Annotated in this window: 16 protein-coding genes; 14 read left to right on the forward strand and 2 right to left on the reverse strand. The window is 32.5% G+C overall.

Translation table 11 applies throughout. The features are described 5' to 3' along the window. Positions 1-262: 262 nt before the first annotated feature. The 6 genes from CCC31_RS02045 (at position 263) to CCC31_RS02070 (ending at position 5268) form a co-directional block, all read left to right on the forward strand. Positions 263-850 carry a hypothetical protein gene (locus CCC31_RS02045; RefSeq protein ID WP_022089750.1) on the forward strand — a complete coding sequence of 196 codons (588 nt, stop codon included), beginning with the start codon at positions 263-265 and terminating at the stop codon, positions 848-850. Then, positions 837-1142 carry a transcriptional regulator gene (locus tag CCC31_RS02050; protein ID WP_022089751.1) on the forward strand — a complete coding sequence of 102 codons (306 nt, stop codon included), beginning with the start codon at positions 837-839 and terminating at the stop codon, positions 1140-1142. Before CCC31_RS02045 ends, CCC31_RS02050 begins: the two co-directional genes overlap by 14 nt. A 271-nt stretch (positions 1143-1413) precedes the next feature. Further along, entirely contained in the window at positions 1414-2067 is a 654-nt protein-coding gene (locus tag CCC31_RS02055; RefSeq protein WP_022089752.1) for a response regulator transcription factor, read from the forward strand. A 95-nt stretch (positions 2068-2162) separates the two neighbouring features. Further along, positions 2163-3590, forward strand: coding sequence for a HAMP domain-containing sensor histidine kinase (locus CCC31_RS02060; RefSeq protein WP_290849237.1), 1428 nt, complete (start codon positions 2163-2165; stop codon positions 3588-3590). Continuing rightward, positions 3591-4382 carry a hypothetical protein gene (locus tag CCC31_RS02065; RefSeq protein ID WP_290849239.1) on the forward strand — a complete coding sequence of 264 codons (792 nt, stop codon included), beginning with the start codon at positions 3591-3593 and terminating at the stop codon, positions 4380-4382. 91 nt (positions 4383-4473) lie between these two features. Further along, a complete protein-coding gene (locus CCC31_RS02070) occupies positions 4474-5268 on the forward strand; it encodes a M15 family metallopeptidase (RefSeq protein WP_290849241.1) in 795 nt (264 codons plus the stop codon). A gap of 89 nt (positions 5269-5357) precedes the next feature. Here the strand turns inward: CCC31_RS02070 and CCC31_RS02075 are convergent, their stop codons facing one another. After that, positions 5358-5702, reverse strand: coding sequence for a PadR family transcriptional regulator (locus tag CCC31_RS02075; protein WP_290849243.1), 345 nt, complete (start codon positions 5700-5702; stop codon positions 5358-5360). Positions 5703-6068: 366 nt separating this feature from the next. Between CCC31_RS02075 and CCC31_RS02080 the strand changes: the two genes are divergently transcribed. From CCC31_RS02080 to coaBC, 6 genes are all read left to right on the forward strand, one after another. Beyond that, a complete protein-coding gene (locus CCC31_RS02080; RefSeq protein ID WP_290849245.1) occupies positions 6069-6908 on the forward strand; it encodes a Rossmann-like and DUF2520 domain-containing protein in 840 nt (279 codons plus the stop codon). Beyond that, the gene (gene panB, locus CCC31_RS02085) at positions 6905-7732 is read left to right on the forward strand and encodes a 3-methyl-2-oxobutanoate hydroxymethyltransferase (protein WP_022089759.1); all 828 of its coding nucleotides are present in this window, start codon (positions 6905-6907) and stop codon (positions 7730-7732) included. The genes CCC31_RS02080 and panB overlap by 4 nt, the downstream gene beginning before the upstream one ends. A gap of 154 nt (positions 7733-7886) precedes the next feature. After that, positions 7887-8729, forward strand: a complete 843-nt coding sequence (gene panC, locus CCC31_RS02090) for a pantoate--beta-alanine ligase (RefSeq protein WP_022089760.1) — start codon at positions 7887-7889, stop codon at positions 8727-8729. Positions 8730-8846: 117 nt separating this feature from the next. Continuing rightward, a complete protein-coding gene (locus tag CCC31_RS02095; RefSeq protein WP_290849248.1) occupies positions 8847-9104 on the forward strand; it encodes a hypothetical protein in 258 nt (85 codons plus the stop codon). 2 nt (positions 9105-9106) lie between these two features. Continuing rightward, positions 9107-9502 carry an aspartate 1-decarboxylase gene (panD, locus tag CCC31_RS02100; protein ID WP_022089761.1) on the forward strand — a complete coding sequence of 132 codons (396 nt, stop codon included), beginning with the start codon at positions 9107-9109 and terminating at the stop codon, positions 9500-9502. Positions 9503-9583: 81 nt separating this feature from the next. Then, positions 9584-10774: a bifunctional phosphopantothenoylcysteine decarboxylase/phosphopantothenate--cysteine ligase CoaBC gene (coaBC, locus tag CCC31_RS02105; protein WP_290849250.1), complete on the forward strand. Its 1191-nt coding sequence runs from the start codon at positions 9584-9586 to the stop codon at positions 10772-10774. Positions 10775-10891: 117 nt separating this feature from the next. On the opposite strand, the gene CCC31_RS02110 is transcribed toward coaBC, so the two are convergent. Beyond that, positions 10892-11698 (reverse strand): zinc dependent phospholipase C family protein, encoded by an 807-nt coding sequence (locus tag CCC31_RS02110; RefSeq protein WP_117908755.1) that lies wholly within the window; start codon positions 11696-11698, stop codon positions 10892-10894. Positions 11699-12195: 497 nt separating this feature from the next. Here CCC31_RS02110 and CCC31_RS02115 point away from each other — a divergent pair, with 497 nt between their 5' ends. Next, positions 12196-13494 (forward strand): putative DNA modification/repair radical SAM protein, encoded by a 1299-nt coding sequence (locus CCC31_RS02115; protein ID WP_290849543.1) that lies wholly within the window; start codon positions 12196-12198, stop codon positions 13492-13494. Next, the gene (locus tag CCC31_RS02120) at positions 13494-14258 is read left to right on the forward strand and encodes a TIGR03915 family putative DNA repair protein (RefSeq protein ID WP_117908757.1); all 765 of its coding nucleotides are present in this window, start codon (positions 13494-13496) and stop codon (positions 14256-14258) included. The genes CCC31_RS02115 and CCC31_RS02120 overlap by 1 nt, the downstream gene beginning before the upstream one ends. Positions 14259-14340 lie beyond the last annotated feature (82 nt).

Genomic DNA, 14340 nt, shown 5'->3' on the forward strand with positions numbered 1-14340 from the left:
GAATTATAAAAAAATAGTTTAAGATAACAAAAATAGATAATGTTAATATTTGTAAAAAAGATAATCGATTCGTATAATTGATTATCTTTTTTCTTGACAATTTTACAATATAACTTTAAAATAAAAATAACTTTATAATATAAAGTGAATGAAAGGAGAAGGTATGGAATTAACGCAAAAAAGAATTTACAAAGATATTGAGGAAATTAAGAACACAATTTAATGTTCAAAAAGAAACTATACAGGGCCATATAAGTTATTTTTGCTATATGGAATATTACAGGGAGTTTTATTAGTACTAAATTTATTTAGTGCGGTAATATGGGGTGCAAGTGACAATGGAGCAATGTTCAATTTCGCATCACAAATGATATGCTCAGCAATTATTGGTATATTTTATTTCCTAATATACAAGAATGAAAGAAGGGCAAGTAATAGATACTATTTATCAACTCTTAGTATCTGGGGAATATTAGCAATATCAACACCATTTATATTGTTTGCAACAAGATTAGTGCTGGCTTTAAGTAAAAGTGAATTGGTAACTGATAACTTAGTATTCTTAACAGATTATGAGAACTTAATTAATATAGTGTTAGTTTGCATTGCAATAATTACTGTTGGATATATAGTAAACAAAAGAGGGTTAGTGGGATTGGCAATTTTAATTCTGTTTTGTTTTATAACTATTAAAGTATTGCCAACTGTAAATATTTATATTAAATTAAATTTGGATAACCAATTACAAATAAGCATATCCTCCATATTTTATTGTGTAGTTAATATATTTGGATATATCGGTCTAGGTTTAATATTGTTACGTCAGGAGAAAAAAAGTGCAAATATCTAATATACCGGAAGCATTTAGTTTATCGATAAGATTAAAGTTAATAAGTTGTTTGCTTAATGGAGAAAAGACTTTTAAAGAATTAAAGCAGATTACAAAAGCTACAGATGGTAATATCAGTGTGCAATTATCCAAATTGGAAGAATGGGGATATATTGAATCGAAAAAAACTATATGCGGAAAAAGACCTAAAACAAGTTATAAGATAACAGAATTTGGAATAGAACAATTTGAAGCCTATGTTAATTTATTAGAGAAAATACTCAATGGTACTTTTATTAATAATACAGAGTGATTCATGGAAAATTGTATAAGTAAATAAGATTCTTACTAAACATTAATAGTGGTTATAATAGAAAAATAAAAACAGATAGTTGTTACAGTGTGCCAATCTTCAAAAGTTAGAACAGAAGCTAACGATTGAAAGGTGGCACTTCGTAATAAAGACTATCTGTTTTTATTTTTCTAAAGTATGCTTTTTTGATGGCGTTTTGATGTATAATTAATTTCAAAATATACGAAAAATACATAAAATGCAAGAAAGCATGGCAGGAGTAATATAACAAATGATTAATATATTAGTAGTCGAAGATGATAAACCAATTTCAGATTTAATAAAGATGAGTTTAAAAAGAGTGGGGTATTTATGTGATACAGCATTAGATGGTGAAATTGCAATAGATAAAATAAATGAAAAAACATATGATTTAATTTTATTGGATATTATGTTACCTAAAGTAAATGGTTTTGAAATTTTAGAATATATAGAACCACGTAAAATACCTGTAATTTTTCTGACAGCAAAAAATTCAGTTGAGGATAAGGTTAGAGGACTTAGAATGGGAGCAGAAGATTATATAGTAAAACCATTTGAAACAACAGAATTGTTGGCAAGAGTTGACGTTGTACTTAGAAGATATAATAAGACAGACAATGTAATTAATATAGCAGGATTGCAGATAGACATGATTTCAATGAAAGTGAGCCGCGATGGAAAGGAAATTTTGCTGACACCAAAGGAATATAATATACTGTTATTATTTGCACATAATCCAAATGTGGCACTTTATAGGGAAACAATATATGAGAGAGTTTGGGGAGAAGAATACGAATATGGTACAAAAACTGTTGATTTGCATATACAAAGATTGCGAAAAAAAGTTGGATGGCAGAAAGAATTAAAAGCAGTTAATAAAGTAGGATATAGATTAGAAGTATAGAACAAATTTAAAATAAAAGCAGGACTAGGTTACAAATGAAAAATATATTTTTAATCAAAGAAGTATAGATAAAGGATAAAGATTGGAATAACGGAATGAAATTTAGAACCAAAGTAGTTGTATGCATGATAAGTATACTTTCAATTATATTTGGTGCAGGCTCAAGTGCACTGATATTGAACTCATTTAACAGCGCATTGGATAGGGAAAAGAAAAGTGCAATCCAGTCATATGAAATGATATTAAATACACTAAAAGTAGTAAATGGTGTAGAAGCGTGGGCTGACAGCAAAGATATATCAAATACAATTAAGGAAATGTCAACTCAAAGAAATACATCATGGGCTGGAATACATATTTATACAGAAAAAAATGAATTGTATAAAGATGGAAAAATGAAAGATAAATCGGGAAGTTTATTAGAAAGTACAAAATCAAAGAAAAATGTCGACGAGAAAAGTTGCATTACAAAAGTAATAGCAGGAAATGATAAAGAAAAATATCTTAAAGTTTCAGGGGCATTAAAAGTAGGAAAAGAAAAATGTTATTTAGATGTAGCATATGATATTTCACCGATATATGAAGAAAGGGATAAACTACAGCAAATATATTATGAAGTATTTGCAATAATGATTGCTTTATGTGGAATACTTTCGTACAGCAATTCATTTATAATGACAAGACCATTAGTAAGATTGTCAAGAACATCAAAAGCAATTGCCGCAGGTAATATTTCGTATCGTTCAAGAATAAAGACAAAAGATGAAATAGGAACAATGGCAAGGGAATTTGATAAAATGGCGGACAAACTGGAAAATAATATAATTGAATTGAAGGATACAATGGAAAGTCAGAATCAGTTTATAGGAAATTTTACTCATGAACTAAAGACGCCTATGACCTCAATTATAGGATATGCGGATTTGTTACGAAGTCAGGCACTGACAATGGATGAACAGGTAGAAGCAGCAAATTATATTTTTTCAGAGGGCAAGAGATTAGAAAGATTGTCACTAAAACTATTGGACATATTTGTAACTGAAAATAGTGAGGTGAAATTGGTTTTAGTTTCGCCGGGGAAAATAGTTGAACAGTTAGTAGAAAATCTTAAAGCTGATTATTTGAAAAGAAATATTACATTAAAATATAACTACGAAAAAGGAGTCTGCCTATTAGAACCGGACCTTGTGCGTTCCCTTATAATTAATTTAATGGATAATAGTAGAAAAGCAATGACTGATAACGGGCATGGCATAATTAGTGTAGAAGTTAAAATGACAGATAGTGGTTGTTCAATTATCGTAAAGGATAATGGGAAAGGAATGCCGCCGGAAGCATTACAACACATAACAGAAGCTTTTTACAGAGTTGATAAATCACGTTCAAGAAAACAGGGTGGAGCCGGATTAGGATTGGCGCTGTGTGCAAAAATTGTAGAAGTTCATAATGGCGATATTAAATTTGAAAGTAAAGAAAATGAAGGAACAACTGTAACGGTAGAACTGAAGGGAGGAAGAGCATAAATGTGGTATAGAATTAAAACAATAGCTTTGGTTGCCATAATGATAACTGTCGGTGCTCTTTTTCCAAAAACAGTTTTAACATATCAGGATAAAATTCTTCAGGGAAAAGTATCTAAATATAACATAAATCAAATTGAATTTAAAACTGAGAATGAAATATTTAATATATTAAACAATATAGCAAATAATAATTTTTACTATTCGCGCGAAATAGTAAGTGGTATGGAAAAAAGCAGAGCTGAAATATACGAACAGGAAAAAGCATTTTTGAAAATTATAAAACAATACTGTTCTCTCGATTTAGATTTTGAGAATATAGAGTATCATAATGAATCAGCAGATTTATATATAGAGGACTCACAAAATTCAATATATGTAAATGATAATTTGAATTATGGAATATCAGGAACATCCAATGCAACTGCTAGTGATGAGAACAAAAAAAATAGTAAGATGCAGAAAAAAATTATGAGTGAAGCAACTGCAACTAAAATGGTTATATGGAATTGTAATTTAGAAGGTATTGAGGGAATTAGTATAAACATGCAGATAGAGGATGCAACAGGGCTTGTATGTGGATTTTCAATAGATTATGAAAACGTAGAATATACACCATTTTTTACGGATGTAGAGGAGATTGTAAAAGCACTTGGAAAATATTATGGAGTGGAAGCACAGATTAATAATAAAAATGACGGGCAGATAGAAATAATGTTATCTGATAATAATTCAAAAAAACAGATTATAGTGTATATGAATGCCGATAAATACGGAGTTTATTTTAATCAGTAAATGATGCCAAAACGATGCCAAAACATAGCCGTTTTTTAGAAACACTTTACTATGATGATTTAGAACAAAAAATCATAGTGAGGTGTTTTTTATGTACACAAGTGAAAATGGATACAAAATAAGAAAAGAAAAGGAAAGGGACAATAAAATAAAAAAATTAAGAAAAATTAAATTGAAAAAGTGCATAGGTGTATTAGGAATATTAATAGCATTGATTATTATTACAGGGTGTGTGAATAACTTTGGAAAATTTGTGATTACTAAAAATAATGTAAGGGCTGCAAATAAAAATGAGAAAACTATAGAAACAACTAAGCTATCTAAAAAATCAGATTGGAAATTGCTTCTTGTGAATTATCAAAATAAAATTAACAGTGATGCAAAAATTGATGTGGTGCAATTGAAGAATGGACAGGCAATAGATAAGAGATGCTATGAAGAATTACAGCAAATGATGGATGATTGCAGAGATGAAGGACTTGATCCTATTATTTGTTCATCATATAGAAGCTATAGAAAGCAAAAGATTTTATATGAACAGAAAATTTATGATCTTTTAAATGAAGGTTATTCACAAACGAAAGCAAAAAACGAAGCCGCAACCGTAGTGGCTATTCCGGGAACAAGTGAGCATGAAATCGGGCTTGCAGTAGATATAGTAGATGATAACTATCAAATGTTAGAGAACGAACAGGAGAATACACCGGTTCAAAAGTGGTTGATGAAAAACTGTTGGAAATATGGATTTATATTGAGATATCCTGAGAATAAGAAAAAGATAACAGGTGTAATATATGAACCATGGCATTACAGATATGTTGGTAAAACAGCAGCAAAAGAAATAATGAGTAAAGGAATTTGCTTAGAAGAATATTTAGATGAATAATAACAGGTTGAGAGTGAAATAGAAGAGTAAAAACAACCTTCAAAAATAGAAATGTTTCTTATCTTTGAAGGTTGTTTTATTTCTGATAATCATAAATTATATAACTTAAGTGAATCTAAAATAGTCTTAACACCATTTATAGTATTGTTGTAATTATTTGATAATTGCTCAAGATAATTAATACCTTCATCTTCAATGTGATAGTAAATTCTAGTTCTCTTTCTACCAACTAATTTAGAATATTCACTAATTTTTCCTTCATTCTCAAGCTTGTATGTAGCTGTATAAATAGTATTTTGAGAAATAGAAAGAAGTCCACCTGATTTCTCTTCAATGCTTTTAGTAATCTCATATACATAAGCATCGTGATTCTTTAAAAAAGATAAAATAAGTAATTCAGTTATTCCATTAATAAAATAATTTCGTTCAGCCACAATTACACCTACTTTCAAATGCTGTGATAAGTATAATATATTTAATTATATAAATCAATATTTTGAACAACAAATTATAGAGGTTATAAGAATAACATTGAAAGATGGCAGGCTATTCTTATTTTAAGGCTATATATTTTTTCTATATTTAAAAGTTCAAAATGTAGATACCCTTGCGAAATTTTTGTAATTGTGATAGAGTGTCTCGAGGAAAGACCACAGTTATATTGTGGCTAAATGGATGGTATTCGAAAGAAACTATACCAAAAGACAATTTCTTATATTAATAATTTGAGTGTGCATAGCCGATATTTCATTTTAGAAAATCGGACTCATTATCCCGTAACTAAGGTTAGGAGGGATGCCATGAAAATTGGATTTATAGGAGCAGGGAAAGTTGGCTTTTCCCTTGGAAAATATTTTGCTGAAAATGGTCAGAATGTTTGTGGCTATTACAGTGAATTTGAACATGATGCTGTGGAAGCAGCAGAATTTACAAACAGTAAAGAATACAAAGAAATCAATGATTTAATAGCGGATAGTGATGTGATTTTTTTGACGGTATCTGATGGGCAGATTAAGTCTGTATGGAATCAGTTGAAAAGTCAGCACATTAAGAATAAGATTATTTGTCATTGTAGTGGCGCTATGTCGTCAGATGTCTTTTCGGATATAACCGACATGAATTGTTACGGTTACTCCATCCATCCACTCTTTGCAGTAAGTAATAAATACGATTCTTACAAAGAGCTTTCCAATAGTTATTTTACAATTGAAGGTGATACAAAATATTTAGACCGGATGATTAGTCTATTTGAAAATCTGGGAAATAAAGTTATTACCATAGACAAAAAAGATAAAGTCAAATATCATGCTGCGGCAGCTGTTTGCAGTAATCTTGTGGTAGGACTTATTAACATGAGTGAAAATCTGCTTAAGGAATGTGGATTTGATGAAAAAAGTGCTCATGAGGCAATTACGCCTATCGTTATGGGAAATATCAAACATATTATTAATGACGGAACGGTTAATGCACTTACAGGACCTATTCAGAGAAATGATATAGGCACAGTAAAAAAACATTTGGAATGCCTTAATGATGATGAAAAAAGAACATATAAGGCAGTGTCTTTGGAAGTTTTAAAAGTTGCAGAGAACAGAGATAAAAATATTGATTATAGTGAGATGGAGGAAATATTAAAATGAAAACTACAGTAACAACACTTCAGAATATGAAAGCAGAAAATAAAAAAATTGCAATGCTTACATGTTACGATTATTCAACAGCAAAGCTTATGGACGAGGCAGGAGTTGATACAATTTTAGTAGGTGACTCTCTTGGAAATACAATGCTTGGTTACGAAGATACAATCAGCGTAACAGTGGAAGATATGATTCATCACTGCGCAGCTGTTGCAAGAGGGGCAAAGAACCCGTTAATCGTTTGCGATATGCCATTTATGTCATATCAGTCATCAGTATATGATGCAGTTGTAAATGCAGGTAGACTTATGAAAGAGGGACGTGCGCAGATGGTAAAATTAGAGGGCGGAAAAGAAGTTTGCCCACAGATAGAAGCTATTGTTAAAGCATCAATTCCGGTTTGCGCTCATTTGGGACTTACACCACAGTCAATTAACGCACTTGGTGGATATAAGGTACAGGGAAAGACAGAAGATGCAGCTCAGAAATTAATAGATGATGCAAGAGCAGTAGAAGCTGCAGGAGCTTCAATGCTTGTACTTGAATGTGTTCCTGAAAAGCTTGCTACAAAGATTACGGAAGAACTTTCAATTCCTACAATTGGAATTGGAGCAGGAGCAGGTTGTAGCGGACAGGTTTTGGTATATCAGGATATGCTTGGAATGTTTACAGATTACGTTCCAAAGTTTGTTAAGAATTTTGCAAATGTTGGTGAAGTAATGAAAAATGCATTCAGACAGTACAAAGAGGAAATTAACAATCAGACATTTCCTGCTGCAGAACATTCATATAAAATAGATGATGAAGTAATCGGAAAATTATATTAAAGAATTGCAAAAAGCGAATAGCCGCCGACCGAAGGGAGGGGCAATACAGAATACAGGAGGAAACAAAATGAACGAAGTTCATTTTCTATAAATGTTTCCGACGAATAGCCGCTGACCGAATGGAGAGGCAATACAGATTACAGGAGGACGAACAATGAAAGTAGTAAAAACAATTAAAGAAGTTAGAGAAAATGTAAAGACTTGGAAAAAGGAAGGACAGACAGTTGGATTTGTACCAACAATGGGATATCTTCATGAAGGACATGGAAGTCTTATAAAGAAAGCAAGAGAAGAAAATGATAAAGTTGTAGTCAGCATATTTGTAAATCCAATGCAGTTTGGACCAACAGAAGATTTGGAAAGTTATCCAAGAGATTTAGAAAAGGATAGCAAATTCTGTGAAAGCCTTGGCGCAGATTTGATTTTTAATCCTGAACCTGAAGAAATGTACAAAGATGGTTTTAGTTCATACGTTGATATGTCAGTGTTGACAGAAGAATTATGTGGACTTAGCAGACCTGTTCATTTCAGAGGTGTATGTACAGTAGTAAGCAAATTATTTAACATCGTAAACCCTGACAGAGCTTATTTTGGCCAGAAGGATGCTCAGCAGTTAGCGATTATTAAGCATATGGTACAGGATTTAAATTTTGATATTGAAGTTATCGGTTGCCCTATTGTAAGGGAAGAAGATGGACTTGCAAAGAGTTCAAGAAACACATATCTTTCAGCAGAAGAAAGAAAAGCAGCTTTAATTTTAAGCAGAACAGTTAAGCTTGGAAGAGAAATGCTTGAAGCAGGTGAAACTGATGCGGATAAGATTGTTGAAGCTATGAAGAAAAATATTGAAACGGAACCACTTGCTAAAATTGATTATGTTAAAGCGGTTGATGGCTTAACAATGCAGCAGGTTAAGAAAGTACAGAAGCCAATGCTAGTAGCTATGGCAGTTTACATCGGAAAGACAAGATTAATAGACAATACCATATGGGATTAAGCCAAGCCATGCACCTGCAAATAATTTTTTCAGATGAGAGCTTGCTCTCAAATATGAAAAAAATTATTTGCAGGTATACGGCGCAGCCGTCCATGATAAAATGCGGAGCATTTTAGAATGGGGCATGGCAGAAAAATGCAGGTATACGGCGCAGCCGTCCATGATAAAATGCGGAGCATTTTAGAATGGGGCATGGCAAAAAAAATGCAGGTATACGGCGCAGCCGTCCATGATAAAATGCGGAGCATTTTAGAATGGGGCATGGCAAAAAAAATGCAGGTATACGGCGCAGCCGTCCATGATAAAATGCGGAGCATTTTAGAATGGGGCATGGCAGACGGAATACAATGTAAAAATAAAAGCGGAAGGAAATAAAAATGCAGATAGAAATGTTAAAAAGTAAGATACACCGTGCAACAGTAAAACAGGCAGAATTAGATTATGTAGGAAGCATAACAATTGATGAGGATTTATTAGATGCAGCAGGAATTTTAGAATATGAAAAAGTTCAGATTGCTGACGTAGATAATGGAAATAGATTTGAAACTTATGCAATTGCCGGTGAACGCGGTTCAGGAATGATTTGCTTAAATGGAGCAGCAGCACATTGTGTATCATTAGGCGATAAGGTAATTATTATGTGTTATGCACAGATGACACCTGAGGAAGTTAAAGAAAACAAGCCAAAGGTTGTTTTCGTAGATGATGACAACAAAATTACAAGACTTACAAATTACGAAAAACATGGAAGATTATTTGACTTGGAAAAATAGAAAACATGGGAGATTGCCTGATTTAGAAAAATAGGATAAAATAGGGAAGAATATTTGATTTAGAAAAATAGGAGAACCGTTATGTTAAAAGGAAAAACAGTAGTGTTAGGCGTAACAGGAAGCATAGCAGCATACAAAATTGCAAGCTTGGCAAGCGCTTTAGTAAAACTTCATGCAGATGTAAATGTTATAATGACTAAAAATGCAACAAATTTTATAAATCCTATTACATTTGAATCGCTTACGGGAACAAAATGCCTTGTAGATACATTTGACAGAAATTTTGAATTTCAGGTTGAACATGTGTCATTAGCACAGAAAGCGGATATATTTATGGTGGCTCCTGCCAGTGCAAATGTAATTGGAAAGATTGCAAATGGAATTGCGGATGATATGCTTACAACAACTATTATGGCAGCAAAATGTCCTAAATATATTTCTCCTGCAATGAACACGAATATGTTTGAAAATCCTATTGTTCAGGACAATCTTAAAAAGCTAAAGGATTATGGCTATGAAGTTATTGAACCGGCAGTAGGATATCTTGCATGTGGAACTACCGGCAGTGGAAAAATGCCTGAACCTGAAGTGCTTCTTTCATATATTATGAAAGAACTAGCATTTGAAAAAGATTTGAAAGGCAAAAAGATTTTAGTTACTGCGGGTCCTACGAAAGAAAAAATTGATCCTGTTCGTTTCATCAGCAATCATTCTACAGGAAAGATGGGTTATGCAATTGCAAAAAATGCAATGCTTAGAGGTGCAGATGTAACTTTGGTTAGTGGACATACTTCTATAGAAAAACCTGATTTTGTTAAAGTTGTGGATGTCGAAAGTGCACAGGATATGTACGAAGCAGTAGCAGCTGAATTTGACAATCAGGATATTCTCATAATGAGTGCGGCAGTTGCCGATTATCGTCCGGTTAATCCTGCGGATAACAAGATTAAGAAAAAAGAAGGAGATTCTTCAATAGAATTAGAGAGAACAACGGACATCATTGGAACGCTTGCTCCTAACAAGAAAAAACAGTTTGTATGTGGATTTTCCATGGAAACTGAAAATATGCTTGAAAATTCAAAAGCAAAACTTGAAAAGAAAAATCTCGACATGATTGTTGCAAACAACTTAAAAGTTAAAGGTGCCGGATTTGGAACAGACACAAACATAGTAACAATTATTACTAAGGATGAAGTAAAAGAGTTGCCAATTATGTCTAAAGACGAGGTAGCAAATGCTTTGCTTAATGAAATAGTTAAAAAACAGAAATGAAAATAAACATATTTCAGACAAAATACTTTTAGTGTTAATACGAAAGGTATTTTTATGAATTGAAACAAACAACGGGTAAATAGCTTGACTGGCTATTTACCCGTTGTTTTATTTATTTTAATTAAGCCTGTTACCGTTAAAGTCATAATGGAATCTTGGTGACAAAGCAACTGAACCGGACAATACTTTTCTGTAGTTTTTTATAAGTGATACAGCCACAGGAACAGAATCTCTTAACATTTTTTCTAATTCAATTGTATTTTTACGACATTTCTTATTTGCCTCAGGTTCAATCATGTGACCTTTAAAAGATTTATAATGAAATGTTCCACGCATGAGAATGTCAATTATTTTTTGCTTTGGCTTTCTAGGAGCAACAAATAAATGCTTAATAAGTCGCATCCATCGCATGCATTTATGTGAAGCAATTGTTGAAAGTCCTTTATAAAATACAGCAGCACTTTTGGCGGTGGCATAATCTGTAGAAACAAGTTTGTGCATTGGGTAGCGTTCAGGTTTAAAACCATCTTTTGAAAGCAAAAGATTCTCCAAATCACCTTCAATTTCTATGTGACCGCAACCTGTTTCATTCATACTTAAATTAACATAGGGATGACAAATGCTGTCCAATGTAAAATGGCATATAAATCCCATGATATAACTGAATTCTGCACTGTGAATTCCATATTTATGTACTACATCAATGGAATTAAGCATAAATGTGTAAGCATCGGATTTGTGAAGCTTAACACCATATTGGTTAATTTTGTTCATTGAAAAGGCTCTGTAGAAAAATAGATAATCAGGGCCCTGAAGTCCAAGTCTGAATGAATTTGGATATCTTCTGATAATTTCTTTATATTCAACGGGCAAATTTTTAATTACAAGTTTGCCAAATTTGTTATGAGCATATAATGAGGGCATAGTAATTCCTCCTTCTTAAGTCTAAAACTTTTGTATAAATTCTTCTGTAGTTAGCCGCCCCAAGTTTTTCCAACCGAGTATGAGTAAACTCAAGTGGGCTTAGAAACTCCAACGTTGATACCTACGGATTGTTTCGTGCTACGCACTCTTTACCCTAGCCTCGTATAATTTTATTTTAGCACAAATTAAAAAAAAAATAACATTATGAATATTAAATTTTCATTAATAATGTATTACTCAATAAAAAAAGTTACAGAATTTGGCTATTGCAAATTGTGCAAAAGGGTGTTATTATCATATTAGAACATATGTTCGAGAAAGAGAAAGGCGGTGACACATACATGGATAGCATGGAATTGAGTAATAAATCAGACGTAATTAGTATTGACAATTTAAGTAAAGATCTTAATGATGCTACATATAATAAAACCAGCGTTATTGATGACAGTAAATTTAATACAGATTCCGTGGAAGTTAATGTTACTCATAATCTTAGCATGTCAGAGAAGTTAAGAATATTGACAGATGCTGCCAAGTATGATGTGGCGTGTACAAGTAGTGGTGTCGACAGAAGCAATAAGGGAAGTGGACTTGGAGATACTCATGCGTGTGGAATATGTCATACATTTGCGGCGGATGGAAGATGTGTGTCACTGCTTAAGATATTATTTACTAATGAGTGTATATATGATTGCAAGTATTGTGTTAACAGAGTTTCTAATGATGTGCCGAGGACAACATTTACACCTGATGAAGTTTGTAAATTAACCATAGAGTTTTATAGAAGAAATTATATAGAAGGGCTATTTTTGAGCTCGGGAATAGTTAAGAATCCTAATCATACAATGTCACTTATTTATGAAGCAATTTGGAAATTGAGAAATATACATCATTTTTATGGCTATATACATGTAAAAGTAATTCCGGGTACATCACCTGAAATTATTGAAAAATTGGGTTTTCTTGTTGATAGAATGAGTGCCAACTTAGAATTGCCAACGCAGGAAAGCCTTTCTGAACTTGCACCGAATAAGCATCATAAGAATATAATTATACCCATGAAGCAGATTAAAGATGGAATGGGTCATTTGCTTCCGGGGAAGAATGACGGATATCATTATCCAATGAAATATGGAGGCTATAAGAGTTCTAAATTTGTCCCGGCAGGGCAGAGCACTCAGATGATTATTGGAGCAACAAGAGAAACAGATTACCAGATATTAAATGTAACAGCTACATTGTATGAGAAGTTTAAACTTAAGAGAGTGTTTTATTCAGGATTTGTAGATGTGAATCATAATATAGAGGCACCATCTTTGGGAGGTCATAGCATTTTACTTAGAGAACATAGATTGTATCAGGCGGATTGGTTGTTAAGATATTATGGCTTTACGGCAGGTGAATTATTAAGCAAAGAGAAGCCTAATTTTAATATGGCGTTAGATCCTAAGTGCGACTGGGCTATTAATCATATAGAACAGTTCCCTGTGGAGATTATGAGGGCAGATTATTATACGTTGTTAAGAGTTCCGGGAATTGGTGTAAAGTCTGCAAAACGAATTGTGTCAGCAAGACGATATGGTAAGTTGGAGTTTTCTAATTTAAAGAAGATGGGTGTTGCATTAAAAAGAGCAGCATTTTTTATAACATGTAACGGAAAGACAATGATGCCTCTTAATATGAATCAGGATTATATAGCACGTTCAATAGCGGATAGTGACAGAAAGAATACTTATGCCATTGATAATAATATTACTTATACGCAGATGAATATATTTGATATGGGGGTGAACTGATGAATGAATTTAAGGAAATAACTCTTGTATGTGATGACTCATTTGATGGAATTATGACTGCTGTATATGACGGATGGGTTTTAATGCTTAAGGGTAATAAAGTAAAGATTTATCCGGGAGATGATTATGCATATGAGTTGTTTTGTGAGAACATTAATTGTAAGACTAACGTAAAGAAGGCAATTAGTGTTGCACAGGCAATTCAGCAGAAGATATCGGTTGAAGCATATGAATATGTTTTCAGGGCAGCACATCATTATGATAAGAATCGCGGGAATGCTATTTTGGAATTCCTTAAAGTGGGATTTAGAGCAGGTAGTAGAACTACTAAGATGCTTAGTGAAAATAGAGTAATGACCGTAATGGAATTGGCAAGAAAGGCTTCTAATGAGGCGAATGTATTCAGAGAAATATTAAGATTTAAAGAAATTAACGGTAAATTTTTATTTGGCACAATAAGTCCTAAGTGTGATGTTTTACTATTAATTGAGAATCATTTTACATGCAGATATCCTGAAGAAAACTGGATTATATATGATGATATTAGAAAAAAAGCGCTAGTTCACAGGTATAAAAGTGAAACAATAGTTGTATCCGGAGAAGAGCTAGATAGAGTGATTGACCAGATTGATATAGATGATGATTATGAGGAATTGTGGAAAGTATTTTTTGATGCGATAGCGATAGAAGAGAGAAGAAATGAAAAGTGTCAGATGAGTCACGTCCCTAAATGGTATAGAAAACATATGAATGAATTTAATTAAAACATTTTTAAAGTGTACTTATTAAAAAAAAAGTGCTATACTATCGAATAAGTATGGGTTATGTCGCAATGACATAATCCAT

The organism is Eubacterium sp. LMAG:50, from assembly GCF_008680265.1.
Lineage (GTDB): Bacteria > Bacillota > Clostridia > Lachnospirales > Lachnospiraceae > Eubacterium_U > Eubacterium_U album.

Bases quoted from the DNA above. Each gene is read 5' to 3' on its own strand.
- CCC31_RS02120 (WP_117908757.1), top strand. From the start codon at position 13,494: ATGAATGAATTTAAGGAAATAACTCTTGTATGTGATGACTCATTTGAT.
- CCC31_RS02060 (WP_290849237.1), top strand. From the start codon at position 2,163: ATGAAATTTAGAACCAAAGTAGTTGTATGCATGATAAGTATACTTTCA.
- CCC31_RS02055 (WP_022089752.1), top strand. From the start codon at position 1,414: ATGATTAATATATTAGTAGTCGAAGATGATAAACCAATTTCAGATTTA.
- coaBC (WP_290849250.1), top strand. From the start codon at position 9,584: ATGTTAAAAGGAAAAACAGTAGTGTTAGGCGTAACAGGAAGCATAGCA.
- CCC31_RS02110 (WP_117908755.1), bottom strand. From the start codon at position 11,698: ATGCCCTCATTATATGCTCATAACAAATTTGGCAAACTTGTAATTAAA.
- CCC31_RS02115 (WP_290849543.1), top strand. From the start codon at position 12,196: ATGTCAGAGAAGTTAAGAATATTGACAGATGCTGCCAAGTATGATGTG.
- panB (WP_022089759.1), top strand. From the start codon at position 6,905: ATGAAAACTACAGTAACAACACTTCAGAATATGAAAGCAGAAAATAAA.
- panD (WP_022089761.1), top strand. From the start codon at position 9,107: ATGCAGATAGAAATGTTAAAAAGTAAGATACACCGTGCAACAGTAAAA.
- panC (WP_022089760.1), top strand. From the start codon at position 7,887: ATGAAAGTAGTAAAAACAATTAAAGAAGTTAGAGAAAATGTAAAGACT.
- CCC31_RS02070 (WP_290849241.1), top strand. From the start codon at position 4,474: ATGTACACAAGTGAAAATGGATACAAAATAAGAAAAGAAAAGGAAAGG.
- CCC31_RS02095 (WP_290849248.1), top strand. From the start codon at position 8,847: ATGGGGCATGGCAGAAAAATGCAGGTATACGGCGCAGCCGTCCATGAT.
- CCC31_RS02080 (WP_290849245.1), top strand. From the start codon at position 6,069: ATGAAAATTGGATTTATAGGAGCAGGGAAAGTTGGCTTTTCCCTTGGA.
- CCC31_RS02065 (WP_290849239.1), top strand. From the start codon at position 3,591: ATGTGGTATAGAATTAAAACAATAGCTTTGGTTGCCATAATGATAACT.